The organism is Streptomyces collinus, assembly GCF_031348265.1.
Taxonomy (GTDB): domain Bacteria; phylum Actinomycetota; class Actinomycetes; order Streptomycetales; family Streptomycetaceae; genus Streptomyces; species Streptomyces collinus.
In genome coordinates this window covers 1,802,952-1,828,791 of sequence record NZ_CP133771.1, presented here as the reverse complement: position 1 = coordinate 1,828,791, position 25,840 = coordinate 1,802,952, and the positions used below count along the sequence as shown (strand labels likewise).

Genomic DNA, 25,840 nt, shown 5'->3' with positions numbered 1-25,840 from the left:
CATGACACGCGCCATCTCCCTGCACGACGTGAGCAAGGCCTATCCGCGCGGCCCCCGCGTGGTGGACCGGCTGGCGCTGGACATCTCGCCCGGCGAGTTCCTCGTGCTGCTCGGGCCGTCCGGCTGCGGCAAGTCGACCGTGCTCAGAATGATCGCCGGGCTGGAGGAGATCGACGAGGGCCGACTGCTGCTCGACGGCGAGTACGCCAACGACCTGCCGCCGTCCGGCCGGGACATGGCGATGGTCTTCCAGAACTTCGCCCTCTACCCGAACATGACCAGCCGCGCCAACATCGGCTTCCCGCTGCGCATCGAGGCCCCGGGCACGGACCCCCGCCCCCGCGTCGACGCCACCGCCCGCATGCTCGGCATCGAGGACCTCCTGGACCGCCTGCCCGGCCAGCTCTCCGGCGGCGAACGCCAGCGCGTGGCCATGGGCCGGGCCATCGCCCGCCATCCCTCCGCCTTCCTGATGGACGAGCCGCTGTCCAACCTCGACGCCAAGCTCCGCACCCATCTGCGGGCCGAGATATCCCGGCTCACCCAGGAACTGGGCGTCACCACGATCTACGTCACCCACGACCAGGCCGAGGCCATGTCGCTCGGCGACCGGGTCGCGGTACTGCGCGGCGGCGTCCTCCAGCAGGTCGACAGCCCCCGCGCGGTCTACGCGCTGCCCCGCAACGTCTTCGTCGCCGCCTTCATCGGCACCCCGCGCATCAACCTGCTGCGCGGCCTGGTGCGGGCTCCGCTCGACGGGGCCATGACCATCAGCCTGGGCAAGCAGTTCCTCCGCCTGCCCGAACCGCTCTCCCTGGACCACCAGTTGCTGCGGGTCCAGCAGGGTCGTGAGGTCATCGTGGGCCTGCGCTCGGAGGCCGTCAGGATCGCGAAGCACAGCGCCGCCCGTCCGGGCGAGGTGCCGATCACGGGCCTGGTCGAGCATGTGGAGTTCCAGGGGCACGAGATCCTGGTCCACTTCAACACCGGCTCCAGCCCCGCCGTCGTCCCCGACCTGGAAGCCCCGCGCCCCCGGCCCGGCCGCCCCGCCCGGCGGCGCCGCCGCGACGGCTCGGTCCTCACGAGGTTCCGGGAGCGGTCCGGGGTGGGGCGGGCGGGACCCGTGATCGCCCTGGACCACCCGGAGGCCGCGGCCGTCCCCGCGACCGCCGAAGCGCGCCTACCGGGCGACCTCATCGTCCGCACCACCCCGGACCTGGCCCTCCGGCACGGCATGCAGGTACCGCTCCTCGTGGACCTCGCCCACCTCTTCGTCTTCGACCAGCACGGCGACCGGATCTGTCCGCACCCGGACCGCCTGCCCGACCTGGGGGAGTGAGGAGCGGCACAGCCGGACGTGGCCGTCCGCGTGCTCTGATGACCGGTGGTGTCTGGCGCCAGAAAACTATCGTCGCTAGTTTATGTGTCGGACGACGACGCCCCGCCCCGGAGGAAGCGCGATGAAGGCACACGACGGCATGTACATCGACGGCGCCTGGCGCCCCGCCGCCGGCCAGGACGTGATCGAGGTCGTGAACCCGGTCGACGAGCAGGTCATCGGCACGGTCCCGGCGGGCACCGCAGAGGACGTCGACGCCGCCGTACGGGCCGCCCGCGCCGCCCTGCCGGACTGGGCCGCGACCCCGCCCGCCGAGCGCGCGGCGCGCCTGAGCGCCCTGCGGGACGTGCTCGTGACCCGTGCCGACGAGATCGCCGAGACCGTCACGGCCGAACTCGGCTCCCCGCTGAAGTTCTCGCAGGCCGTCCACGCCGGCGTGCCGATCGCGGTGGCGGGCTCCTACGCCGAGCTGGCGGCGACGTACGCCTTCGAGGAGAAGACCGGCAACTCGGTCGTGCACCACGAGCCGGTCGGTGTCGTGGCCGCGATCACCCCCTGGAACTACCCGCTGCACCAGATCGTCGCCAAGGTCGCCCCGGCCCTCGCGGCCGGCTGCACGGTCGTGGTGAAGCCCGCCGAGGACACCCCCCTGGTCGCCCGGCTGTTCGCCGACGCCGTGCACGAGGCCGGGATCCCGGCGGGCGTCTTCAACCTGGTCACCGGCCTCGGCCCGGTCGCGGGGCAGGCCCTTGCCGAGCACCCAGGCGTCGACCTGGTCTCCTTCACCGGCTCCACCGCCGTCGGCCGGCAGATCGCCGCGATCGCCGCCGGGCAGGTCAAGAAGGTCGCCCTCGAACTGGGCGGCAAGTCCGCCAACGTCATCCTCCCGAGCGCCGACCTGGCCAAGGCGGTCAACGTCGGTGTCGCCAACGTCATGTCCAACTCCGGGCAGACGTGCAGCGCCTGGACGCGGATGCTGGTCCACCGCGACCGGTACGACGAGGCGGTCGAGCTCGCCGCTGCCGCCGCCGCCAAGTACGGCGACCGCATCGGTCCGGTCGTCAACGCCAAGCAGCAGGACCGGGTGCGCGGCTACATCGAGAAGGGCGTGGCGGAAGGCGCCCGCCTGGTCGCCGGCGGGCCCGAAGCCCCGCGCGAGCAGGGTTACTTCGTCGCCCCGACCGTCTTCGCGGACGTCACGCCGGACATGACCATCGCCCAGGAGGAGATCTTCGGCCCGGTCCTGTCGATCCTGACGTACGAGGACGAGGAGGACGCCCTGCGCATCGCCAACGGCACGGTCTACGGCCTGGCCGGCGCCGTCTGGGCCGGTGACGAGGCCGAGGCGGTGGCGTTCGCGCGCCGCATGGAGACCGGCCAGGTCGACATCAACGGCGGCCGCTTCAACCCGCTCGCGCCCTTCGGCGGCTACAAGCAGTCCGGCGTGGGCCGAGAACTCGGCGTGCACGGCCTGGCCGAGTACCTCCAGACCAAGTCCCTCCAGTTCTAGTCAGGGAGTCCCTTCCGTCATGGCTGTCCGCGCCGCCGTCCTGCCCGCCATCGGCTCCCCGCTGGAGATCACCGGCATCGAGCTGCCCGACCCCGGACCCGGCCAGGTCCGCGTCCGGCTCGCCGCGGCCGGGGTCTGCCACTCCGACCTGTCCCTGTCCGACGGCACGATGCGCGTGCCCGTTCCGGCCGTCCTCGGGCACGAGGGCGCCGGTACGGTCGTCTCCGTCGGGGAGGGCGTCGATCACGTCTCACCCGGCGACGGCGTCGTCCTCAACTGGGCCCCCTCCTGCGGCGCCTGCCACGCCTGCTCGCTCGGCGAGGTGTGGCTGTGCGCCAACGCCCTCACCGGCGCCGCCGCCGTCTACGCCCGCACCACCGAGGGCACCGACCTCCACCCCGGCCTGAACGTCGCCGCGTTCGCCGAGGAGACGGTCGTCTCCGCCTCCTGCGTCCTGCCGGTCCCGGACGGCGTCCCGCTCACCGACGCGGCCCTGCTCGGCTGCGCCGTCCTCACCGGCTACGGCGCCGTCCACCACTCGGCCCGGGTCCGGCAGGGCGAGACCGTCGCGGTGTTCGGCGTCGGGGGAGTGGGCCTCGCCGCCCTCCAGGCCGCCCGGATCGCGGGCGCCTCGAAGATCGTCGCGGTGGACGTGTCCGCCGAGAAGGAGGAACTGGCCAGGGCGGCCGGCGCCACCGACTACGTCGTCGCCTCCGACACCACTGCCCGCGAGATCCGCGGCCTCACCGGCAAGCAGGGCGTCGACGTCGCCGTGGAGTGCGCAGGCCGCGCGGTCACCATCCGCACGGCCTGGGACTCCACCCGCCGCGGCGGCCGCACCACGGTCGTCGGCATCGGCGGCAAGGACCAGCAGGTCACCTTCAACGCCCTGGAGATCTTCCACTGGGGCCGCACCCTCTCCGGCTGCGTCTACGGCAACTCCGACCCGGCCCGTGACCTCCCCGTCCTGGCCGGACACATCCGGGCGGGCCGCCTCGACCTGAGCGCGCTGGTGACGGAACACATCTCCCTGGACGGCATCCCGGCCGCCTTCGAGAACATGCTGGCGGGCAAGGGCGGCCGGGCCCTGGTCGTCTTCTAGGCCGGATCCGTCCGGTACAACCCCGGCCTCCCGCGAGGCCGGGGTCTTCGGCATGCCCGGGCCCGCGGTCGATGCCAAGTACAGGTAAAAGTCCCAGTGCGCGACCCGTTGACGTACATACCGTCCGGTCAGTACGTTCCCCGGAACTCAAGCCACCCCCCGTTCCGTCCCCCGCACCCCCCGGAGCGTGCACCGCATGGACACGGCACCTTCCGCTCAGCCCGCCACGACCACGCCCGCCGTCGGCAACCGCCGTCGCGTGGCCACCGCGGCGGCGCTCGCCTCGGCCGTCGAGTGGTACGACTACTTCGTCTTCGGCATCGCCGCCGCCCTCGTACTCGGCGATCTCTACTTCCCCGCCGGGAGCACCACGGCAGGCGTCCTCGCCTCGTTCGCCACCTTCGCCGTCGGCTTCCTCGCCCGGCCCATCGGCGGCATCGTCGCCGGGCACCTCGGCGACCAGCGCGGACGCAAGCCGATGCTGGTCCTCGCGCTCACCCTGATGGGCGTGGCCACCACCGGCATCGGCCTGCTGCCCACGTACGACACCATCGGCGTCGCCGCCCCGATCCTCCTCGTGCTGCTGCGCGTCGCCCAGGGCGTCGCCGTCGGCGCCCAGTGGGGCGGCGCGATGCTCCTGGCCACCGAGTACGCCCCGGAGGGCAAGCGCGGCGTCTACGGCAGCGTCGTCCAGCTCGGCGTCCCCATCGGCGTGGTCACCGCCAACACCGTCTTCCTGCTGGCCGGCGCCCTCACCACCGACTCGGCGTTCGCGTCCTGGGGCTGGCGCGTGCCGTTCCTGGTCGGCCTGCTGGTCCTGGCCCTCGCCTGGTACATCCACACGCGGGTCGAGGAGACCCCGGCGTTCCGGGAGGCCGAACGGGCGCTCGCCGAGAAGGAGAAGTCCGAGAAGAACTCGCCGCTGCGCACGATCCTGCGCGGCCACCTGGGCACGGTGCTCCTGGCCGGCGGCTCCTTCGCCGTGAACACCGCCACCTTCTACATCCTCATCACCGGCGTCCTCGACTACACGACCCGCGAGCTGGACATGAAGAAGAGCGCGGTGCTCACCGTCTCGCTCTGCGTCAGCCTCACCCAGCTGGTGCTGATCCCGGCCTCCGCCGCGCTCTCCGACCGCGTCGGCCGCATCCGGATCTACGCCCTCGGCGCCGTGGGCATCGCGCTGTGGGCCGTACCGCTCTTCCTGCTGATCGACACCGGCTCGCTGCTCTGGCTCGCGGTCGGCACGTTCGTCGCCAGCTGCTTCCTGAGCATCATGTACGGTCCCCAGGCCGCGCTGTTCGCCGAGCTGTTCACGCCCGAGATGCGCTACACCGGCGCCTCCCTCGGCTACCAGATCGCGGCCGTCGCGGGCGGTGGGCTGGCGCCCTTCATGATGGTGCTGCTCCTGGAGGCGACGGGCACGTCGATGGCCGTGTCCGGGTACATCATCGTGCTCTCGGTGATCGCACTGGTGTCGATCAAGATCCTCGCGGACCGGGCGCGTGCGGCAGAGGCACAGGCCGGGCCCGAGACGAAGGCCGGATCAGCGGACTGAGTCCCCGGCCTGCTCGGGCCGCGGCTCCGGAACCGCTCCCGGAGCCGTGCCCCGGGCCGCGGCCCTCGACCGCGACCGGGACACCGCCACCCCGGCCAGGCACAGCACGCCGCCCACCAGCGTGAGCAGTCCCGGCACCTCGCCGAGGAACAGCCACGACATCAGCACGACCAGCGCGGGCGCCGCGTACGTCGTCGCGCCCATCCGGCTCGCGGTCGTCCGGGACAGCGCGTACGCCCACGTCGTGAAGGCGAGGGCGGTCGGGAAGACGCCCAGGTAGAGCATGTTGAGCGTCGCGGAGGCCGGGGCGTCACCGGCCTCCTGGACGAGCTGTCCCGCGAACGGCAGGCACAGCACCGCGCCGACCAGGCACCCGAACGTCGTCACCTGCAAGGGGCTCGCCGAGCCCAGCGCCGGCTTCTGCGCCACGACGCCACCGGCGTACGCGACCGCCGCCAGCAGGCACAGCACCACCCCCAGCACCGAGGACCCGCCCTCGCCCGACATCGACAGGCCCACCGTCACGGCACCGGCGAACGACACGGCCATCCCCGCCAGCAGCCGCGGCGGCATCGGGTCGCCGAGCAGCCGGGCACCGAGCAGCGCGATCAGGATCGGCCCGGTGTTCACGACCAGGGCGGCCGTACCCGCGTCGACCTGCTGTTCTCCCCAGTTGAGGGCGACCATGTAGAAGCCGAACCACAGCAGCCCCGATAGCGCGATCCCGCGCCAGGCCGAGCGCGGCGGCACCCCTTCCCGCCGCAGCAGGCAGATCACCCCCAGCGTCAGCGCCCCGGCCAGCAGCCGCCCGAGCGCCAGCGCGCCCGGTGAGTACGCGTCACCGGCACTGCGGATCGAGACGAAGGCGGACGCCCACAGCACGACGGTGACCGCCGCCGCGCCCGCGGCGAGCAGTTCCGCCCGGCGGCCGGAAGGGGACGGGGAGGTGTTCGGCATCATGCTCCAGAGGCTAGGTGGGGTCGGGCCCCGGAAGCTCGCGGATTTCGGACGGGGCGCCGGGAGCGGCGGGGAGGGCGCCGGGGGCGGTCGGAGGGGTTGCCGTGCCGGGCCGGTCGCTGCGTGTGGTCGGAGGGGTTGCCGTGCCGGGCCGGTCGGGTGCTGTGTGTGGTCGGAGGGGCGTGGTGCCGGGGGTTGCAGGGGGCTGTGCGCGGCGGGGAGCGGTGCCGGGGTTCGCCGGCGCGCCGTGCGTGGTCGAAACGGAGCCGTTGCCCCAGGGGAGGCAGGCGTGGTGCCGGGCCAGAGGGGGGTGCCGGACCGGAAGGGGCGTCGTGCCGGGCCGGAAGTGGCGTCGTGTCGTGCCGGACCGGGAGCCGTGCGCGGCTATCGCAACGCCACCGCCTCCACCCCCAGCAGGTCCCACAGGGCCCGCTCACCGGCCGCCGTCACCTTCACGGCCCGCTCCGAGCCGATGCGCACGCACCAGCCCGTGTCCAGGGCGTGCCGGCACAGGGCCGCGCCCGCGACGCCCGCCAGGTGAGGGCGGCGTTCGGTCCAGTCGAGACAGGCCCGGGCCAGGGGACGACGGCCCCGCCGCTCCAGGCCGATCCCGGCCGACGCGAACCACGCCAGCCCGGCGCCGGTGAGCGCGAACCCCGTCTCCTGCTCCAGCAGCCCGCGGGCCGTCAGCGCGTCGGTGACCGCGATGCCGAGCCGCCCGGCGAGATGGTCGTAACACGTACGGCCCCGGGTCATCGCCGAGCCGGCGCTCGACTCCCGCAGGTTCCGCGGCCGTACGGCGGTGCCCGACGGGACCTGGGAGGCGAGATCCTCCACCAGCTGGGCGATCCGGGCGTCGGCCAGCCGGACGTAGCGGTGCCGGCCCTGCCGCTCCTCGGTGAGCAGCCCGCCCGCGACGAGCCGGCCCAGGTGCTCGCTCAGCGTCGAGGCGGCCACCCCCGCGTGCCGTGCCAGCTCGCCGGCGGTCCAGGCCCGGCCGTCGAGCAGCGCCAGCAGGCACGCGGCCCGGGTCTCGTCCGCGAACAGCGCGGCGAACCGGGCCAGGGCCGTGGCCCGTGGGTCCCTCGTCGTCATGTCCCCAGCATGGGACACGGACGGTTCGGCGGTCGCCGAAGCGTCGCTACGCCGTGCGCCGCACCTGCTCGTACTGCCGCGCCAGCCCGTCCAGCAGGGCCGTCAGGCCGGTCTCGAAGGCGCGCTCGTCGATCTTCTCCTGCTGCTCGGCGAGGCGGTGGGCCTGCTGGAGATGGGGGTAGTCGGCGGGGTCGTAGGCGCTCGCGTCGTCCACGAACCCCCCGGCGAAGGAGCCGAGGGCGGAGCCCATCACGAAGTAGCGCATCAGCGCGCCGATGGACGTGGCCTGCGCGGGCGGCCAGCCGGCGGCGACCATGGCGCCGTAGACGGCGTCCGCGAGGCGCAGCCCGGCCGGGCGGCGGCCGGGGCCGCGGGCCAGCACCGGCACGATGTTCGGGTGGTCGCGCAGGGCGGCCCGGTAGGAGACGGCCCAGTCGTGCAGCGCGGTCCGCCAGTCCCGGCCGTCCTGGAACATCGACAGGTCCACCTGGCCGCTCACCGAGTCGGCGACGGCCTCCAGGATCTCGTCCTTGGTGCGGAAGTGGTTGTACAGCGAGGGCCCGCTGACGCCCAGTTCGGCGGCGAGCCGCCGCGTGGAGACGGCTGCCAGACCCTCCGCGTCCACGAGCGCGCGGGCCGTCTCGACGATCCGGTCGGTGCTGAGCAAGGGCTTGCGCGGTCGGGCCATGGCGCACATAGTAGGGCTGCACGGCAAAACTAGCAGTGCTAATTTAAATGTACGGCTTTCAATGGGGTGACCTGTGGTGAATCTGGAGCTCAGCGAAGAGCAGAGCGCGGTCCGGCGGCTCGCGCGGGACTTCACGGAGCGCGAGATCACCCCGCACGTCGTCGCCTGGGACCGCGCCGAGGAGGTCGACCGGGCGATCGTGAAGAAGCTCGGCGAGGTCGGCTTCCTGGGCCTGACGATCGACGAGGAGTACGGCGGCTCCGGCGGCGACCACCTCGCGTACTGCCTGGTCACGGAGGAGCTGGGCCGCGGCGACTCGTCGGTGCGCGGCATCGTCTCGGTCTCCCTCGGGCTGGTCGCCAAGACCGTCGCCGCGTACGGGAGCGAGGAGCAGAAGCGCCGCTGGCTGCCCGGGCTGACCTCCGGCGCGTCGGTCGGCTGCTTCGGCCTGACCGAGCCGGGCACGGGCTCGGACGCGGGCAGTCTCGCGACCCGGGCCGTACGGGACGGCGGCGACTACGTCCTCAACGGCACCAAGACGTTCATCACCAACGGCACCTGGGCCGACGTCGTCCTGCTCTTCGCCCGCTCCACGGACGCCCCGGGTCACAAGGGCGTCTCCGCCTTCCTCGTCCCCACCGACACGCCCGGCCTGACCCGCCGCACCATCCACGGCAAGCTCGGGCTGCGCGGCCAGGCCACCGCCGAACTCTCCCTGGAAGACGTGCGCGTGCCGGCCTCCGCCCTGCTGGGGGAGGAGGGCAAGGGCTTCTCCATCGCCATGTCGGCTCTCGCCAAGGGCCGGATGTCGGTCGCCGCGGGCTGCGTCGGCATCGCCCAGGCCGCCCTGGACGCGGCCGTGCGCTACGCGGGGGAGCGCGAGCAGTTCGGCAGGACCATCGCCCACCACCAGCTGGTCCAGGAGCTGCTCAGCGACATCGCCCTCGACGTGGACGCCGCGCGCCTGCTCACCTGGCGGGTCGCCGACCTGATCGACCGGGGGCAGCCGTTCGCCGTCGAGTCGTCCAAGGCCAAGCTGTTCGCCTCGGAGGCCGCCGTCCGCGCCGCCAACAACGCGCTCCAGGTCTTCGGCGGCTACGGCTACATCGACGAGTACCCGGCGGGCAAGCTGCTGCGGGACGCCCGCGTCATGACCCTCTACGAGGGCACGAGCCAGATCCAGAAGCTGGTCATCGGGCGGGCGCTGACGGGGGTGTCGGCGTTCTGAGCCGCCGTGGCTGTCCGCCTCGTGCTGCGATGCCCCAGCCGCCGGCCCTACCGGTCGGTTACGGGGGTCGGTGGGGCGCAGGGCGTCCCGGTCCTCGTCGGGCAGGTCGGGAGTGGGGCCGGGTGGGCGCGCTGGTACTCCTTGTGCCAGGCCGTGAAAGCGAAGAGCAGCGCCATCGCCGCGATGAGCAGTTGTACCGCTCCCGCGTAGGGGTGTGCCGAGCACAGGAACACCACGGCGACCACGAGGACACCCAGTGTGAAACCGCCGAGCCAGAGGACAGGTACCCAGTCCATCGCGGGTGCCCCGGATTGCTCGTCGGCGCGGCCCCGTCCACGGACGCTCGACACCAGCACCAGCAGGATGGCGACCGGGATTTCGACGAGCAGCACGATCAGACTGATGCAACCCCCCGCGAACCCGTCGCCTCGCGAAACCGAAGGGCCGCCGGGGTGGCACCGGGGCGTCGGTGAGTGCGGTCTCGGCTCGACGTTCATGGTCACAGGTTCGAAGGTCGAGCCGTGCGCTGCACCGCGGTTCACCAGGCCGCAACCGAGTCGTGTCCGACCTGAACACCGCGGCCGACGCGGGTATGACGGCCAGGCGCTCCGGGATCATCGCCGACCGCGACCGGCGCGGACCGTGAAGGGCAAACTGAGTACCCGTCTGAGTATCACGGCGGATGTGGCGCGGGCCACGTCCGCCGATGCTTTCCCCATGAGTGACACACCGGGCAAGCCGCAGAACACGGCCGCCTTCTACGGCCAGGCCGTCGCCTCCTTCGCCGTCGCCATGGCGGCCACCGCGATCGGCATCTACCAGCTGAGCGCCGACGCCTGGGTGCGGGCCTTCCTCGCCATCGCCGTCCTGTACCTGGTCACGTCCTCCTTCACCCTGGCCAAGGTGATCCGGGACCGGCAGGACGGTGCGGCCCCCTCGTACGCCCCCTTCGAGAAGCGCTGACCCACCCTCTTCGGAATACGCCGAGCGGCCACACTAAGCGCTCGCTCACCTTCGGCGGTATGGTGTTCCTCCTGCCAGTGGAGAGGGGCGAGCGATGAGTACGGCGGAGGAGACGGCCGGCGGCGAGGCGCAGGCGTGGGGCGAGGTCACGCCCGACGCGGCGCGGCGGCTGCTGATCGCCGCGGTGGAGGCCTTCGCCGAGCGCGGCTACCACGCCACGACGACCCGCGACATCGCGGGCCGCGCCGGAATGAGCCCGGCCGCGCTCTACATCCACTACAAGACCAAGGAAGAGCTGCTGCACCGCATCAGCAGGATCGGGCACGAGAAGGCCCTGGAGATCCTGCGGACGGCGTCCCGCCGCGAGGGCAGTGCCACCGAGCGGCTCGCCGGCGCGGTGAGTTCCTTCGTCCGCTGGCATGCGGGCGGGCGGACCACCGCGCGGGTCGTGCAGTACGAGCTCGAATCGCTCGGACCCGACGCCCGCGCCGAGATCCTCGCACTGCGCCGCCAGGTCGACGGCGAGGTGCGCGGGATCATCGAGGAGGGCGCGCGGTCGGGCGAGTTCGAGGTCATCGACGTGCACGGCACCACGCTGGCCGTGCTGTCGCTCTGCATCGACGTGGCGCGGTGGTTCAACGTCGACGGTCCCCGGACGCCGGAGCAGGTCGGCGAGCTGTACGCCGACCTCGTGCTGCGCATGGTCGGGGCCCAGGGCCCGGCCGCCTGAGCTCCGGCTGGCTCCGCCTCAGAGGTAGTAGCGCGCCACGGACTCGGCGACGCAGACCGGCTTGTCGCCGCCCTCGCGCTCGACGCTGAAGGCGACGGCCACCTGGACGCCGCCCGGCACCTCCTCGACGGCGCTGATCGCCGCGGTGGCGCGCAGGCGGGAGCCGACGGGGACCGGGGCGGGGAAACGCACCTTGTTCGTGCCGTAGTTGACGCCCATCTTCACGCCCTCGACGGCGATCAGCTGCGGTCCGAAGAGGGGCAGCAGCGACAGGGTCAGATAGCCGTGCGCGATGGTGGTGCCGAAGGGGCCCGCGGCGGCCTTCTCCGGGTCGACGTGGATCCACTGGTGGTCACCGGTGGCCTCCGCGAAGAGGTCGATCCGCTTCTGGTCGATGTCGAGCCAGTCGGTGTACCCCAGTTGCTCGCCCACCGCCGACTTCAGGTCGTCGACGGACGTGAAGATCCTCGGCTCTGCCATGTCTTCCAGGCCTCTCGTGTGCAGGGGGTCTGCGCGCTCACTGTCTAAGCGACTGCTTAGCATGGTCGGCCGTGCGGGCTGTGTCAACGGACTCGGTAGGGTTCGAGGGGTGCCCCAGATCCCAGAGAAGATCCATGAGCTCACGGTCGGCCAGCTCGCGGCGCGCAGCGGCGCCGCCGTTTCGGCCCTGCACTTCTACGAGTCCAAGGGCCTGATCAGCAGTCGCCGCACGGCGGGCAACCAGCGCCGCTACTCCCGCGACACGCTCCGCCGGGTCGCCTTCATCCGGGCCGCGCAACGGGTCGGCATCCCCCTGGCGACGATCCGCGACGCACTCGCCGAACTACCCGAGGAGCGCACCCCCACCCGGGAGGACTGGGCGCACCTCTCCGAGGTCTGGCGCACCGAACTGGAAGAACGCATCAAGCAGCTGAACCGTCTCAGGGATCACCTCACCGACTGCATCAGCTGCGGCTGCCTCTCCCTGGACAACTGCGTCCTGTCCAACCCGGACGACGTCTTCGGTGAACGCCTCACGGGCTCGCGCCTGCTGGTCGACCGAGGTGGCCGGTAGCGCCCGACCGGGCCGCCCCGTACTCCGCCGACCCCGCCGCGACCAGCTCCCCGTTGGACCCTGCCGGTTCCCCGCCCGGCAGGAACAGGGCGTCCTCCAGCCCGATCCGCGTGGCAAGACCCAGGCGCCCCGCGAGCCGCAGCACCGGCCACGCACCTCCGTCCTCCCCGTGCAGCAGCACAGGACGGCCGTGCGCGGACCCCAGGTCGGACAACAGCCCCCGTGCCGAGGCAACCGCGCCCAGCGGATCCGTGTCCGTCACCTCCGCCAGGACCCGCAGCACCTTCGGCCCGAGCGGCGAGGCGGTGAACCGCTCGGCGCCGTCCGTCCCGGACCAGATGCCGGCCTCCACACCCACTCCGCGCTCCAGGAGCAGCGCGGCCGTCTCCTCCGCCCCCGGCTCGTGCCAGTTGACCGAGGCGTGGTCGGGCAGCACCGTCCACGCGCGGATCCGCTCCAGCCGGGCGGCGGGGTCCGGCTCCGCCCATGCGCCCGTGGTCACACCGACCGGCACCTGCACCCGCGCCCGGATCGCCGACAGCGTCACCGCGAGCACCCGCGGCGACAACGTGTCCCGCCCGCACGGTGTTTTGGGATGGACGTGGATGTCCCGCGCTCCGGCGGCCACGGCCCCGGCGGCCGAGCCGGCCATCGACTCGGGTGTCAGCGGCACGGCCGCACCGTCAGCGGCCGTCCGCGAACCGTTCAGGCACACCTGCATCATGGCTTCGATGGTGCCAGTCACCACCGACAGTGGGGGTGCGGCATCCCCGGCGCACCCCCCCGCGCACCCGCATTCGTCAAGCCGACACCAACAGCCTCGCCCGCCGGGCGTACGCCAGGGACTCGGGCGTGAGCACGGGACGCGGCACCAGGATCCCGCAGTCCGTGCAGACCGGACCGGACGAGGGTTCGTGGTCCAGGTCGTACCTCCACATGAGCTGCTCCCCGCCGCACACCGGGCAGGCCGAGCCCGGTTCGCGCTCCAGCGCGGCGATCAGCCGGCGCAGCACCTCGGCCAGCGGTTCACGGGGATGGACCGCCGGATCGTCGCACCACGCCACACCGAAACCGCCCCAGGTCAGCCGGTGCCAGTCGTCCACGCTGCCCGGCCTGCGCAGCCCGTCGTGCTTCTCCTTCTTGCGGCGCTCGGCGAACTCGACCTCGTAGGCCAGCCAGACCGCCCGCGCCTCCTCCAGTTCGTCCAGTGCGGCCACGAACCGCACCGGATCGGGGGAGCGGTCCTCGGGACCGAACCCTGCCCGGGAGCACAGATGGTCCCAGGTCGCCCTGTGTCCGTAAGGGGCGAACCTCTCAAGGCACTTACGCAGCGAATAGCGCCGCAAGGCCAGATCGCACCGCGGATCGCGGACCTGTCTCGCCAGACTCCGGAAACCGGCCATCGTCCTGCACCTCCGTCACACCTGCACCTGTAATCCGGTCACTTCGGCGTCGTCGAACGGACGTCGCCGAATAGACGTATCGACAAGCGAATCGGCTCCATCCGATTTCAAATGGCCTCCATAAGCGGCCCCGAGAGGCTCGCGAGTCGACTGCCGTGGTCTCTGTGTCTGTTGTGCCGACTTCAAAAAGTGACGCTTGTTCATCTTCAAGCCGGGGGATACCGGCGGTAACATCCCGCCCACCCCCGTCGGGAGGAGCCCCCCATGCCACGGCGTGCCCCACGCACCGTTCTCGACAGAATGAGAACTCCCAGCGGAATCCCCGGGTTCCTGAAGACAGCTTCGGTATGCGCCCTGATCGCAGGTCTCTTGTCGCCGCTTGCCCCGGCTGCCGCCTCGGAAACAGCGACCGCGCAGGCCGTGGCCGCGGCGAACGACCACTGCGGAAACCAGTGTTCGGACATCCTCCCGCCCGGCCAGAACGGCAACGCCACCCTCGCCCAGATCCTCCTCAACCAGGCCTTCGGCACCCAGCCCGAGCACGCCGAGGACCAGCTCGGGCCCTACGCCAACCTGGCCAAGGGCTACCCCGGCCTCACCAACGACAAGATCAACACCTTCTTCAACGACGCCTCCTTCGGGGTCCCCGCCGACCAGGTCGCCTCCAGCCTCAAGCCCGCCGGACGCAGTGACGTGACGATCGTCCGGGACAAGAAGACCGGTGTGCCGCACATCACCGGTACCACCCGGTACGGCACGGAGTTCGGCGCCGGCTACGCGGCAGCCCAGGACCGGCTGTGGCTGATGGACGTCTTCCGGCACGTCGGGCGTGGACAGCTGACCTCCTTCGCGGGCGGTGCGCCCTCCAACCAGGGCCTGGAGCAACAGTTCTGGCGGCACGCCCCGTACACCGAGGCCGATCTGCAGGCGCAGATCGACAACGCCGTCGCCACCAACGGCGAGCGCGGACGCCAGGCCCTCGCCGACGTCAAGGCCTACCTCGACGGCATCAACTCCTACATCGACGCCTCCGACAGCGGGCGCACCTTCCCCGGTGAGTACGTACTCACCGGGCACAAGGACTCAGTCACCAACGCCGGGACCATCGAGCACTTCAAGATCACCGACCTGGTCGCGCTGGCCTCCGTCATCGGCGCGCTGTTCGGCTCGGGCGGAGGCGGCGAGGTCAACAACGCCCTCTCGCTCATGGCCGCCCAGGAGAAGTACGGCGTCACCGAGGGCACCAAGGTCTGGGAATCCTTCCGGATGCGCAACGACCCGGAGGCCGTCCTCACCCAGCACGCCGGCAGCTTCCCGTACGGGACCAAGCCCGCCGCCCCGCAGGGCACGGCCCTGCCCGACGCGGGCTCGGTGAAGCCGGAGCCGCTCGTGTACGACCGCACCGGCAGCGCCACCACGGCCGGTGCGACCGGCGCCTCCGGCGAAGCCGCCAAGACCGCCACGTCGTCCGCCAAGCGCGGCATGTCCAACGCCCTCGTCGTCAGCGGCAAGCACACCGCCAGCGGCCACCCCGTCGCCGTGTTCGGCCCGCAGACCGGCTACTTCGCCCCCCAACTGCTGCTGCTTCAGGAGATCCAGGGCCCGGGCATCAGCGCCCGCGGCGCCTCCTTCGCGGGCTTGAGCATGTACGTCGAACTCGGCCGCGGCCAGGACTACGCGTGGAGCGCCACGACCTCCGGCCAGGACATCATCGACTCCTACGCCGTCGAACTGTGCCAGGACGACTACCACTACCTGTACCGCGGCACCTGCACGCCGATGGAGAAGATCGAGCAGAAGAACACCTGGAAGCCCACGGTCGCCGACGGCACCGCGGCGGGCTCGTACACCATGCGCGTCTGGCGCACGAAGTACGGCCCCGTCGAGTACCGCGCGACGGTCGGCGGCAAGAAGGTCGCCTACACCACCCTGCGCTCGTCCTTCCTGCACGAGGCCGACTCCATCATCGGCTTCCAGATGCTGAACGACCCGGACTACGTCAAGGGCCCGGACACCTTCCAGAAGGCCGTCCAGCACATCAACTACACCTTCAACTGGTTCTACGCCGACTCCGAGCACACCGCGTACTACAACAGCGGCGACAACCCGGTGCGTGCGGCCGGCGTCGACTCCGAGTTCCCGGCGTGGGCCCGGCCGGCCTACGAGTGGCGCGGCTGGGACCCGGCGACCAACACGGCCGACTACACCCCGCCCTCCGCCCACCCGAACTCCGTCGACCAGGACTACTACGTCTCCTGGAACAACAAGCAGGCCAGGGACTACACGACCGCCCCCTGGGGCAACGGCTCCGTGCACCGCGGCAACCTCCTGGAGGACCGGGTGAAGAAGCTCGTCCAGCAGGGCGGGGTGACCCGGGCCGCCCTCGTGAAGGCCATGGCCGACGCCGGGCTGGCGGACCTCCGGGCCGAGGACGTCCTGCCCAAGCTCCTGAAGGTCGTCACCAGCTCGCCCGTCACCGACCCCGCCGTCGCGGCCGCCGTGAGCAGACTCCAGGCCTGGACCGCCGCGGGGGGCAAGCGCACGGAGACCGCCGCCGGCTCGAAGAAGTACGCCGACGCCGATGCGATCCGCATCCTCGACGCCTGGTGGCCCCTGTTGGTCAAGGCCGAGTTCGAACCCGGCCTCGGCAGCGGGCTCTACGAGGCCGTGACCGCCAACCTCCCCGTCGACGAGTCCCCGTCAGCGGCGCACGGTCCGACCGGCTCGCACGCGGGAAGCTCCTTCCAGTACGGCTGGTGGAGCTACGTCGACAAGGACATCCGCTCGGTCCTCGGTGAGCAGGTCAAGGGACCGCTGGCCCGCACGTACTGCGGCGACGGCAGCCTCGCCGCCTGCCGGGACACCCTCGTCAGCACCCTGAAGACGGCGGCCGGCAAGACCGCGGCCCAGGTCTACCCCGGCGACGACGTGTGCGCGGCGGGCGACCAGTGGTGCGCCGACTCGATCAACCACCGCACCCTCGGCGGCATCAAGCACGGCAAGATCAGCTGGCAGAACCGGCCGACCTACCAGCAGGTCGTGGAGTTCACCTCACACCGGTAACGCCCTGCCTGGCGGCGGGTCAGCGAACCCGGCCCGCCGCCAGGACCAGCCGGGCCAGTTCCGCGTGCAGGATGTCGCTGTGCGCGCCGGCCGGCGGCCCGCCGCGTCTGACCACCGCCGCCGCGTCGACGTTCACGCACCCCGAGGCGGGCAGCTCCGCCTCCAGGGCCTGGGCGAGGGTGTGAGCGCGCGTGCCCGGCACGGCCTGCACTCCGTCGTACCCCATCGCGCCCCACTTGGCGCCCAGGACCCGCCCCAGGACCGGCTCCGCTGCCGACCGGCTGTCGCCCGCCATCCGTGAGGCCAGCGGATACATCGTCCCCAGGGCCGCGTCGTGCCGGGAGTGGCAGCACACCAGGGGCCCATCGACACGGTTCTGCTGTCCCTGGAGCACCCCGCCCGCCCGGGCGTCGTGCGGCAGCCGGGCGGCGAACGCGTAGTGCGAGAAGGCCCCTTGGAGCAGCGTCACCGACTTCACCGTGCGCACGCCCTCGGGCAGGCCCCGCAGCGCGAACGACACCAGCCGCGCTCCGAAGCTGTGCCCGACCAGGTGCACCCGCACCCCTGGGGCCGCCTTCGCGAGCTGCCCGACGACCCGGCCGAGCCCCCGCTCCCCGACGGTCCCCGCGCGCCGCTTCATCGCGTAGTACGTGGCCTGCCGCAGCAGTTCGTGCGCACCGTCCCAAGGGTTGGGGATCCGGAACCCCTGCGGCGTCCCGGACGCCTCCAGCTCCGCCAGCGCCCGCGCGAACTCCTCGCAGGCCGCCGCCGACGACCCGGCGAACATCTCCGGCTCGCTCTGCGGCACGCCCTCCGCCACCGTGTCCGCGGCGAACAGCGCCTGCGGCCCGGGCGCCACCACCTCCACCAGGGTCCGCACCAGCCGTCCGAACTCCTCCAGTTCGGCCTCCTCCGGCGGCTGCTGCTCCAGCAGCCGGGCGATCTGGTCGACCAGGATCGCCCGGCCCGGGAAGGTGTCCAGCAGGGCGTGCCGGGTGTCCTTGTCCAGCACCGGGCGCCTCGCCGGCTCGGCCGCCACGGCCCGGGGGAAGTCCGGGATCGGCTCGTCGGAGAACCGCATCGCCGGCCACAGCACGCCGACGTAGCCGATCCGGGCCGCCGGGGCCAGCCGCGGCACGGGCGCGAAGAAGCGGTCGTAGAGGCGGGTCGCGCCCGAGCGGTCGGTGTTCCAGCCGTGCGCGAAGACGATCAGGTCGCGCACGCCCCGCTCGCGCACCCCCGCCAGCAGCCGGTCGCGCCGGCGGCCCTCCGGGTCCCCGTCCGCGTCGAAGGCCACCTCCCAGTAGGGAGTCACGCTCATCGCCGGATCCGTCATGACAGGCCCCCTGGTCCCCGGGTGACGCCACGATGTGGGCGCATCGTCCTGCCAACGGGGCAGCTTGGCCATACGTCACGGGCGCATTCGGCTCAGCGGTAGTGGAGGTACGTCCGCCGCATCCTCCGGAACGCCGCCAGGTCCTCCTGCCACCCGGCCACGACCTCGTCGGTGTCCGCACCCGCGTCGATCATCGTGCGCACGCGGGCGGAGCCGGTGAGCTTGTCGATCCAGTTGTCAGGGCGCCAGGCGAAACCGCTCCAGACCCGCTTGGCGGTGACGAGCAGCGCGATCCCCGTCCGCACGGGATCGAACGCGGCCCGGTCGTGCACGTGCACCTGCACACCGCCGATCGTCTTTCCCTGGTACTTCGAGAACGTGGGCGCGAAGTACGCCTCCCTGAACCGGACCCCGGGCAGGGCGAGTTCGTTCGCCGCGGCCGCCCAGCGCCGGTCGACGCCCTCCGCGCCCAGCAGCTCGAACGGCCGGGTCGTGCCGCGCCCCTCCGACAGGTTCGTGCCCTCGAACAGGCACGTCCCCGAGTACACCAGGGCCGTCTCCGGCGTCGGCATGTTGGGGCTCGGCGGCACCCAGGGCAGCCCGGAGGCGTCGTAGAAGTCCGACCGTTTCCAGCCCGACATCGTCACGGTCTCCAGCGGCACGGGCTCGGTCAGGAACTCCCCGTTGAACAGCCGTGCCAGCTCGGCGACGGTCATCCCGTGGGCCTGGGCGATGGGCTGCCGCCCGACGAACGTGGCGAACTCCTTGTGCAGGACCGGGCCGAGGGCCGCCCGCCCGGTCACCGGGTTGGGCCGGTCCAGGACCACGAACCGCTTGCCGGCGAGCAGGGCTGCCTCCATGCAGTCGTACAGCGTCCAGATGTAGGTGTAGAAGCGGGCGCCGACGTCCTGGATGTCGAAGACGACCGTGTCGACGCCGGACGCGGTGAAGACGTCGGCGAGCGGCCGGCCGCTCTTGAGGTACGTGTCGTAGACCGGCAGGCCGGTCGCCGGGTCGTCGTAACGGCCCTCGGAGCCGCCGGCCTGGGCGGTGCCGCGGAAGCCGTGCTCGGGGCCGAAGACGGCGGTGAGGCCGACGCGGGTGTCGGCGTGCATGACGTCGACGATGTGGCGGGCGTCGCGGGTGATGCCGGTGGGGTTGGTGACGATGCCGACCTTCTGGCCGTCGAGCAGGGAGTAGCCGTCGTGGGCGAGTCGTTCGAAGCCGGTGCGCAGGTGCCTGCGGCGCTGGGCGGCGGACGCGGTGGACGTGGCCGATACGGCTGCCGCCGTGGCGGTGGTGATGACGGCTCGTCTGGAAGGGCGCATGCGGTGGCCTCCGTAGTCCGTTTTGTGCCGCTTCGTTGTGGCTGGTCGCGCCCACGCGGCGGAGCCGCATATCGGTACAGCCCCGCGCCCCTAGGGTGCTGCTCCACCCCCTTCCTTGAAACATACCGACCGGTTAGTCTGGCGTCATTGCTGAGCCGCGTCTAAGGAGACCGATGGTGGGAGCCTTTCAAGAGGCCGGAGTCGTTGTCACGGGGGCCGGCGGCGGGATCGGGGCCGCGCTCGCCCGGCGGTTCGCCGCCGAAGGGGCCCGGGTCGTCGTCAACGACCTCGACGCCGAGCGGGCCAAGCAGGTCGCAGGCGACATCGGCGGCATCGCCGTGCCCGGCGACGCCTCGGCGATCGTCGGCGACGCCCGCGACGCACTCGGCGGCACGGTCGACGTCTACTGCGCCAACGCCGGTGTCGCCGCCGACGGCATCGAGCCCGGGCAGCCCTTGGACGAGAAGGCGTGGGCCCTGTCCTGGGACGTCAACGTCATGGCCCATGTGCGGGCCGCGCAGGACCTGCTGCCCGCCTGGCTGGAGCGCGGCAGCGGCCGGTTCGTCTCCACCGTGTCCGCCGCCGGGCTGCTCACCATGATCGGGGCGGCGCCCTACGCCGTCACCAAGCACGGCGCGCTCGCCTTCGCCGAGTGGCTGTCCCTGACCTACCGGCACCGCGGCGTGAAGGTCCACGCGATCTGCCCGCAGGGCGTCCGCACCGACATGCTCGCCGCCACCGGCAGCGCGGGCGACCTCGTGCTCCAGCCGACCGCGATCGAGCCGGAGGCCGTGGCTGACGCGCTGCTCCAGGGCATCGAGGAGGACCGGTTCCTGATCCTGCCGCACCCCGAGGTCGCCGCCTACCACCAGGCCCGGGCCGGTGACCCCGACCGGTGGCTGTCCGGCATGAACCGCATCCAGCAGCAGTGGGAGGAGGCCCGGTGACCGAGTCCCGTTACGCGGCCAAGCCCTGGCTCGGCCTGCTCAGCGACGCCCAGAAGGGCGCGATCAGCCCGGCCGACTCCCTCGTGCACGCCCTGCGCACCGCCGTGGCCGAGACCCCCGGCAGCGACTTCCTGGCCTACTTCGACGGCCGGCTCACCTACCGCGAGGTCGACGAGCTCAGCGACTCCGTCGCCGGGCACCTCGCCGCCCGCGGTCTCCGGCGCGGCGACCGGGTCGCGGTGCTGCTGCAGAACTCCCCGCACTTCGTGCTCGCCCTGCTGGGCGCGTGGAAGGCGGGCGCGGTCGTCGTGCCCGTCAACCCGATGTACAAGTCGGGCGAGGTGGCCCACGTCCTGAAGGACGGCGAGGTCACCGCGCTCATCTGCTCGGACCGGGCCTGGGATTCGTACCTGCGCGAGACGGCGGCGGACTCGCCGGTGCGGATCGTGCTCACCGGGTGCGAGCTGGACTTCCAGAGCCGCGACGACGCGCGCGTGCTCACCTTCGAGCGCCTGCCGCAGGCCCCCGACGCCGACGACCTGGTGAGCGTGGCACGGGCCGGGCACAAGACGCCCGAGGGCCGTGATCCCGGACCCTCCGACATCGCGCTGATCAGCTACACCTCCGGCACGAGCGGCACGCCCAAGGGCGCCACCAACACGCACGGCAACATCATGTACAACGCCGAGCGCCAGCGGACCGGGCTCGGACTGCCCGAGCGGCCGGTGTACTTCGCGCTGGCGCCGCTGTTCCACATCACCGGCATGGTCTGCCAGCTCGGAGCCTGCCTGAACAGCGCGGGCACGCTGGTGCTGGCCTACCGCTTCGAGTCGGGCGTCGTGCTGGACGCGTTCGCCGAGCACCGCCCGCACTACACCGTCGGACCGTCCACGGCCTTCATGGCGCTGGCGGCTCACCCCTCCGTCACCCGTGACCACTTCTCCTCCTTCCGGGTGATCTCCTCGGGCGGCGCCCCGCTGCCGCCCGCCCTGGTGGAGAAGTTCCGGGCCGGCTTCGGGCCGTACATTCGCAACGGCTACGGGCTGACCGAGTGCACCGCGCCCTGCGCCTCGGTGCCGCCCCACCTGGAGGCGCCGGTCGACCCCGCGTCCGGGACCCTCGCCGTGGGACTGCCCGGCCCCGACACGGTCGTCCGGATCGTCGACGACGCCGGCGCGGAGGTGCCCTTCGGCGAGCAGGGCGAGATCGTCGTCGCGGGCCCGCAGGTCGTGCCCGGCTACTGGCGCCGCCCCGACGCCACCGCCGCCACGTTCCCCGGCGCCGAACTGCGCACCGGCGACATCGGCTTCATCGACGAGCAGGGCTGGCTCTACGTCGTCGACCGCAAGAAGGACATGATCAACGCGTCCGGCTTCAAGGTGTGGCCCCGCGAGGTCGAGGACGTCCTCTACACGCACCCGGCGGTGCGCGAGGCCGCCGTCGTGGGGGTGCCCGACGGGTACCGCGGAGAGACGGTCAAGGCCTACATCAGCCTGCGGCCGGACGCCGACACGGACCCGGATGCACTCGCCGCCTACTGCAAGGAGAGACTGGCCGCCTACAAATATCCGCGTCAGGTGGAGATCCTGCCGGACTTGCCGAAGACGGCCAGTGGGAAGATCCTCCGTCGGGAACTGCGTTCCCGTACGCAAGGCGACTGACAACAGAACGGAAAGGCAGGTGGCGGCAGTGCCCAGGACCACGGACTCGGACGGCACGCCCGTGCCTCAGCGGCTCCTCGCCGCCGCCACCCGGCTCTTCGCCGAGCAGGGCTACGACCGCACCTCGGTGCAGGAGATCGTCGAGGCGGCCGGCGTCACCAAGGGAGCGCTGTACCACTACTTCGGATCCAAGGACGACCTGCTGCACGAGGTGTACGCGCGCGTGCTGCGCATCCAGCAGGAGCGGCTGGACGCCGTGGCCGGTGCCGACGAGCCGGTCGAGAAGCGGCTGCGGCACGCCGCCGCGGACGTCGTGGTGACGACCATCGAGAACCTCGACGACGCCATGATCTTCTGGCGGTCCATGCACCACCTCAGCCCCGAGAAGGACAAGCAGGTCCGCGCCGAACGCCGCCGCTACCACGAGCGTTTCCGCGCGCTCGTGGAGGAGGGCCAGGAGTCGGGCGTCTTCTCCCGGGCGACCCCGGCGGACCTCGTGGTCGACTACCACTTCGGCTCGGTCCACCACCTGTCGACGTGGTACCGCCCCGACGGCCCCCTCACGCCCCAGCAGGTCGCGGACCACCTGGCCGATCTGCTGCTGCGCGCCCTGCGCCCGTAGCGGCCGTCCCCTCCTCGGTACCGGGCGGCTCGGAGCTTCCGGGCAGCCCGGCTTGCCGCGGAGCCGTCAGGTGCTCGTAGGTGCCGGTGAGTTCGAGCAGGCGCCGCAGGGCCGGGCCGATGCCGTCCAGGTGGAAGGCGATGCCGTCCCGGCCGGCGGAGCGGTGGATCTGGTGCAGGGTCGAAAGACCCATGGAGTCGACCGTCCCCAGCCCTCCGCAGTCCAGGTGCAGTTCCTCGACACCCCCGCCGTCGTCGAGAGCCGCCCGTACCCGCTGGAGCAGTTCCCCGCAGGTGTCGTAGTCCAGATCGCCGGTGAGGGCCAGGCGCACGGCGTGCGGGCCGGTGCCGAAGGAGGGCGTCACGGATTCGTCCAGCGTCTCGGGGTCAGGGGCAGGGAGCGAGCGCGGTACGCCCGGCGTCGAGGATCCGGCGGGCGCGCGGGAAGTCGTGCAGCTGCTCCTCCAGCAGGTCCAGGCACGGCAGCAGCGAGCGCGCCGGCACCCGGCGGGCGGTGAGCACCTCGGCGGTCCACAAGAGGAAGCCGGTGAAGACGTCGTCGGCGTCGACGTACAGGGCGGCCGTCAGGAAGCCGACGATGTGGGCGATGTCCTCGGCGGTGCGCTCGCGCTGCTCGTCGCTGTAGTCCCGCATTGCGGGGATGTGCCGCTCCAGGCGCTGGAAGGTGTCACGTACCAGCCGGGTGGAGGACCTGGCGACCAGGGTGTACTCCTGGTCGCCCAGGTGCGGCAGATCGTCGATCGCCTGGTGGGCGGGGACCGGCCGGGTCAGCGGACCGGCCGCGAGGCGGTCCCCGGCCGCGCGGGCGTCGGGCGCCCAGGCGTCGGCCCCCAGCAGGCGGGCGTAGCGGCCGTCGGTACCGAAGGCGAGGCCACCGGCCATGACCGGGGTGCCGGCCGCCTGGACGGCGGTGATCGCGCTGTGCGCGAGAGGCAGCCGGGTGGGCAGCGAGCTGGACAGGCACACCGCGTCCGGCCCGGTGCGGTGGACGTGGCCGATCAGATGGGCGGTGGGGACCTGCGCGCCGAGGTAGTCCACCTGCCAGCCGCGCAGCCGCAGCGTCTCGGACACCAGGCGCGCGGGCAGGGCGTGCCATTCCTGGTCCACGCAGGCGACCGTGATCCGGCCCCGGCGGGCCGTCGGACGCCGGGCCGGCAGGACGGCGATGACGCGGTCGTTGATGGCGGTGGCGGCGTGCTCGTCGGCCACGCTCATGCGGTTGGCCGCCCACTCGATGCCCACCTTGTGCTGCACCGCGCCGATCACGTCCAGCAGCACCGACTCGGGATCGAGACCCGCGGCCAGGGCGTCGGTGACGACGTCGAGGGCCGCGTATTCGTCCCCGGCCCGCACGGCGGTCCACAGCCTGTCCGTCCAGGGGGCGGACGCGCCGTCGTCGTGCGGCACGGAGAGACGGGCACCGACTCTGTGGCGGCCCGGTGCTTCGTCGAGGTCGGTGATGCGTCCGGTCATGCCGTGTACCTGCCCCGGGTCGCCCCGTCCACCGCACTGAGGTGGGCACCGCGGGGTGCGGTGATGGCCAGCACGGCGATGTCGTCGTGGCGTCCGCCGCCGATCCACTGCGAGGTGACCATCTGGACGCGCTCCACGACCGCCTCCGCCGGCATGCCGGCGCACTCGGCCGCCGCGCGCTTGAGGCGCTGGTCACCGAACATCGTGTCGCCCAGCGGACCGCCCCTGGCCTCGGTGACGCCGTCGGTGAACAGCAGGCAGGTTTCCCCCGGCGCCAGCCGGACCCGTGCGGTCCGGGAGGTGATGGTCGGCAGCACGCCGATCAGGGTGCCGCCGGTGTCGGCCTCCTCCACCGTCCCGTCCCGCCGGATGATCAGGGGCGCGGGATGCCCGGCGGACGTGAGCCGCAGCGCCACCTCGCGCTCCTCCCTGCGGACCGAGGCCATCACGAGCGTGGCGAAACGGGTGTGGTGGCTGGTGCGCATGGCGTTGTTCACGAGACGCAGCATCCTGGCGTGGTCGTCGGCCATCGGCAGCAGGGCGTGCAGCGTGTTGCGGATCTTGCCCGTGAGGACCGCGGCCTCGAGCCCCTTGCCGGCCACGTCCCCGAGCACGACGAGGGTCTCGGGGGAGTCCTCGCCGGGCGGATGGACGTCGTAGAAGTCGCCGCCGACGCGCTCCGTGTCCCTGCTGGCCCGGTAGCCGCCCGCGAACTCCACGCCCTCCGTCTGCCGCAGGGTGGGCGGCAGGAGTTCCCGCATGAGGGTGTCGGAGATCGAGTTCTGTTCCGCGTAGAGGCGGGCGGCCGACATCGCCGCGCCGGCCCGGGCGGCGAACAGCCCGGCCAGCGACTCCTCCGCCTCGCTGAACGCGTCCTGCTGCGCACGGCGCAGCAGGACCAGCGCCCCTGCCGGTACGCCGAGACCCGGAAGCGGTGTGATGACCAGCGAGCCGACCTCGCCGAATCCGGCCGGGACGAGCCAGTCCGGGGCCGTCGCGGGATCTATCCACCGCGAGGGCACCGGCGGGAAACCCCGCAGCGCCTCGGCGAGTCCCGGCACGGAATCCGGCGCCTCGGACACCGTGCTGCGGCTGAGCTCACGCCGGTGGTCGCAGACGACCACCGGCAGCGTCCGCGCGGCGGCGGGCGAGATGACCAGCGCGGCATCCGCCAGATGCTCCGTGGCCAGGCGCGCCGTCACCTCCATGCACCGTTCGAGGTTCAGCGAGGCCAGCAGCGCGGTGGAGGCCTCCGTGAGGAACCGGGTGCGCCCGCGTTCGGCCGCCAGCTCCGCCGCCGTGGAGCGGTAGGCGGTCTCGTCCAGCAGCCACCAGACCGTGCGGCCGTCCGCCAGGACGGACGGCTGCGCCGAGAACGACCGGTCGCCCACCTCCCCGCTGACCGGGACCGGCCGGGTCCGGTCCGCGGCGGCGAGCCAGGCGGGGGAGGACAGCGGCTGCCCGAGGCGGGCGGCGGGCAGCAGGGCACCGGCCGCGTCGTTGAGCTCCGCGATGAGCCCGTCCGCGTCCAGGACCACCACCGGGCAGGGGGCGGAGGCGACGCTCACCGTGCTCACCGCACCGGTGCGGGGCCTGGCCGGGGATGAAGTCATGTACGGGGCCCCTGCGCGTGACCCACACCTCACTTTGCGAAGACGGGACTGTTCTCGATGCACAGTCCCGCAGACCGGGTGTGCGGTGCAACCACGTGGCCTCGCCCGGGGTACGGCGAAGGACGGTTCCCGGGCCGGCCACCCCCCGGA

General features: G+C 72.4%; 24 protein-coding genes. 12 read left to right on the top strand and 12 right to left on the bottom strand.

The genetic code is table 11. The features are described from left to right. Position 1 precedes the first annotated feature (1 nt). From RFN52_RS08190 to RFN52_RS08175, 4 genes are all read left to right on the top strand, one after another. The gene (locus tag RFN52_RS08190; protein WP_184844367.1) at positions 2-1,339 is read left to right on the top strand and encodes an ABC transporter ATP-binding protein; all 1,338 of its coding nucleotides are present in this window, start codon (positions 2-4) and stop codon (positions 1,337-1,339) included. A gap of 121 nt (positions 1,340-1,460) precedes the next feature. Further along, complete coding sequence (locus tag RFN52_RS08185; RefSeq protein ID WP_184844365.1) at positions 1,461-2,849, top strand: aldehyde dehydrogenase family protein; 1,389 nt, start codon at positions 1,461-1,463, stop codon at positions 2,847-2,849. Between the two features lie 19 nt (positions 2,850-2,868). Continuing rightward, a complete protein-coding gene (locus tag RFN52_RS08180; RefSeq protein ID WP_184844363.1) occupies positions 2,869-3,951 on the top strand; it encodes a Zn-dependent alcohol dehydrogenase in 1,083 nt (360 codons plus the stop codon). A gap of 196 nt (positions 3,952-4,147) precedes the next feature. After that, entirely contained in the window at positions 4,148-5,509 is a 1,362-nt protein-coding gene (locus RFN52_RS08175; RefSeq protein ID WP_184844361.1) for an MFS transporter, read from the top strand. Here RFN52_RS08175 and RFN52_RS08170 read toward each other — a convergent pair. The 3 genes from RFN52_RS08170 to RFN52_RS08160 form a co-directional block, all read right to left on the bottom strand. Then, positions 5,498-6,466: a DMT family transporter gene (locus RFN52_RS08170; RefSeq protein WP_184853829.1), complete on the bottom strand. Its 969-nt coding sequence runs from the start codon at positions 6,464-6,466 to the stop codon at positions 5,498-5,500. The genes RFN52_RS08175 and RFN52_RS08170 overlap by 12 nt on opposite strands. A 384-nt stretch (positions 6,467-6,850) precedes the next feature. Then, positions 6,851-7,561: an ArsR/SmtB family transcription factor gene (locus RFN52_RS08165; RefSeq protein WP_184844359.1), complete on the bottom strand. Its 711-nt coding sequence runs from the start codon at positions 7,559-7,561 to the stop codon at positions 6,851-6,853. Positions 7,562-7,607: 46 nt separating this feature from the next. Continuing rightward, positions 7,608-8,258, bottom strand: a complete 651-nt coding sequence (locus RFN52_RS08160) for a TetR/AcrR family transcriptional regulator (protein ID WP_184844357.1) — start codon at positions 8,256-8,258, stop codon at positions 7,608-7,610. A gap of 67 nt (positions 8,259-8,325) precedes the next feature. Between RFN52_RS08160 and RFN52_RS08155 the strand changes: the two genes are divergently transcribed. Beyond that, positions 8,326-9,477 (top strand): acyl-CoA dehydrogenase family protein, encoded by a 1,152-nt coding sequence (locus RFN52_RS08155; RefSeq protein ID WP_184844355.1) that lies wholly within the window; start codon positions 8,326-8,328, stop codon positions 9,475-9,477. Positions 9,478-9,524: 47 nt separating this feature from the next. On the opposite strand, the gene RFN52_RS08150 is transcribed toward RFN52_RS08155, so the two are convergent. Then, on the bottom strand, positions 9,525-9,974 hold the full coding sequence (locus RFN52_RS08150) for a DUF6234 family protein (protein WP_311240921.1): 450 nt from the start codon (positions 9,972-9,974) through the stop codon (positions 9,525-9,527). Between the two features lie 220 nt (positions 9,975-10,194). Between RFN52_RS08150 and RFN52_RS08145 the strand changes: the two genes are divergently transcribed. Both RFN52_RS08145 and RFN52_RS08140 read left to right on the top strand, forming a co-directional pair. Continuing rightward, positions 10,195-10,440, top strand: a complete 246-nt coding sequence (locus RFN52_RS08145; protein ID WP_184844343.1) for a YiaA/YiaB family inner membrane protein — start codon at positions 10,195-10,197, stop codon at positions 10,438-10,440. A 94-nt stretch (positions 10,441-10,534) separates the two neighbouring features. Next, positions 10,535-11,170 carry a TetR/AcrR family transcriptional regulator gene (locus RFN52_RS08140; RefSeq protein ID WP_184844340.1) on the top strand — a complete coding sequence of 212 codons (636 nt, stop codon included), beginning with the start codon at positions 10,535-10,537 and terminating at the stop codon, positions 11,168-11,170. Between the two features lie 18 nt (positions 11,171-11,188). Here the strand turns inward: RFN52_RS08140 and RFN52_RS08135 are convergent, their stop codons facing one another. Next, positions 11,189-11,650, bottom strand: a complete 462-nt coding sequence (locus RFN52_RS08135) for a MaoC family dehydratase (RefSeq protein ID WP_033311842.1) — start codon at positions 11,648-11,650, stop codon at positions 11,189-11,191. A 109-nt stretch (positions 11,651-11,759) separates the two neighbouring features. On the opposite strand from RFN52_RS08135, the gene soxR reads away from it, so the two are divergent. Further along, positions 11,760-12,224, top strand: a complete 465-nt coding sequence (soxR, locus tag RFN52_RS08130; protein WP_184844337.1) for a redox-sensitive transcriptional activator SoxR — start codon at positions 11,760-11,762, stop codon at positions 12,222-12,224. On the opposite strand, the gene RFN52_RS08125 is transcribed toward soxR, so the two are convergent. Continuing rightward, complete coding sequence (locus RFN52_RS08125; RefSeq protein WP_184853828.1) at positions 12,184-12,948, bottom strand: 3-keto-5-aminohexanoate cleavage protein; 765 nt, start codon at positions 12,946-12,948, stop codon at positions 12,184-12,186. The genes soxR and RFN52_RS08125 overlap by 41 nt on opposite strands. A gap of 76 nt (positions 12,949-13,024) precedes the next feature. Beyond that, complete coding sequence (locus tag RFN52_RS08120; protein ID WP_184844334.1) at positions 13,025-13,627, bottom strand: hypothetical protein; 603 nt, start codon at positions 13,625-13,627, stop codon at positions 13,025-13,027. Positions 13,628-13,891: 264 nt separating this feature from the next. On the opposite strand from RFN52_RS08120, the gene RFN52_RS08115 reads away from it, so the two are divergent. Beyond that, positions 13,892-16,690, top strand: a complete 2,799-nt coding sequence (locus tag RFN52_RS08115) for a penicillin acylase family protein (RefSeq protein WP_184844331.1) — start codon at positions 13,892-13,894, stop codon at positions 16,688-16,690. Between the two features lie 19 nt (positions 16,691-16,709). Here the strand turns inward: RFN52_RS08115 and RFN52_RS08110 are convergent, their stop codons facing one another. Then, a complete protein-coding gene (locus RFN52_RS08110) occupies positions 16,710-18,026 on the bottom strand; it encodes a serine-threonine protein kinase (RefSeq protein WP_184844328.1) in 1,317 nt (438 codons plus the stop codon). A 92-nt stretch (positions 18,027-18,118) separates the two neighbouring features. Next, positions 18,119-19,354, bottom strand: a complete 1,236-nt coding sequence (locus RFN52_RS08105; protein ID WP_184844325.1) for an exo-beta-N-acetylmuramidase NamZ family protein — start codon at positions 19,352-19,354, stop codon at positions 18,119-18,121. Positions 19,355-19,527: 173 nt separating this feature from the next. On the opposite strand from RFN52_RS08105, the gene RFN52_RS08100 reads away from it, so the two are divergent. From RFN52_RS08100 to RFN52_RS08090, 3 genes are read left to right on the top strand one after another with little or no spacing between them, the layout of a single operon-like run. Further along, positions 19,528-20,301, top strand: a complete 774-nt coding sequence (locus tag RFN52_RS08100) for an SDR family oxidoreductase (protein ID WP_184844322.1) — start codon at positions 19,528-19,530, stop codon at positions 20,299-20,301. Continuing rightward, positions 20,298-21,962 (top strand): class I adenylate-forming enzyme family protein, encoded by a 1,665-nt coding sequence (locus tag RFN52_RS08095; protein ID WP_184844318.1) that lies wholly within the window; start codon positions 20,298-20,300, stop codon positions 21,960-21,962. Before RFN52_RS08100 ends, RFN52_RS08095 begins: the two co-directional genes overlap by 4 nt. Before the next feature lie 28 nt (positions 21,963-21,990). After that, on the top strand, positions 21,991-22,584 hold the full coding sequence (locus RFN52_RS08090) for a TetR/AcrR family transcriptional regulator (protein WP_184844315.1): 594 nt from the start codon (positions 21,991-21,993) through the stop codon (positions 22,582-22,584). Here RFN52_RS08090 and RFN52_RS08085 read toward each other — a convergent pair. The 3 genes from RFN52_RS08085 to RFN52_RS08075 are packed head-to-tail and all read right to left on the bottom strand — an operon-like array spanning position 22,523 to position 25,690. Beyond that, positions 22,523-22,948 carry an STAS domain-containing protein gene (locus tag RFN52_RS08085; protein WP_229856907.1) on the bottom strand — a complete coding sequence of 142 codons (426 nt, stop codon included), beginning with the start codon at positions 22,946-22,948 and terminating at the stop codon, positions 22,523-22,525. The two genes, RFN52_RS08090 and RFN52_RS08085, sit on opposite strands and share 62 nt — an antisense overlap. A gap of 22 nt (positions 22,949-22,970) precedes the next feature. Beyond that, positions 22,971-24,077: a cobalamin B12-binding domain-containing protein gene (locus RFN52_RS08080; protein ID WP_184844312.1), complete on the bottom strand. Its 1,107-nt coding sequence runs from the start codon at positions 24,075-24,077 to the stop codon at positions 22,971-22,973. After that, positions 24,074-25,690: a SpoIIE family protein phosphatase gene (locus tag RFN52_RS08075; protein ID WP_184844309.1), complete on the bottom strand. Its 1,617-nt coding sequence runs from the start codon at positions 25,688-25,690 to the stop codon at positions 24,074-24,076. Before RFN52_RS08075 ends, RFN52_RS08080 begins: the two co-directional genes overlap by 4 nt. Positions 25,691-25,840: the final 150 nt, after the last annotated feature.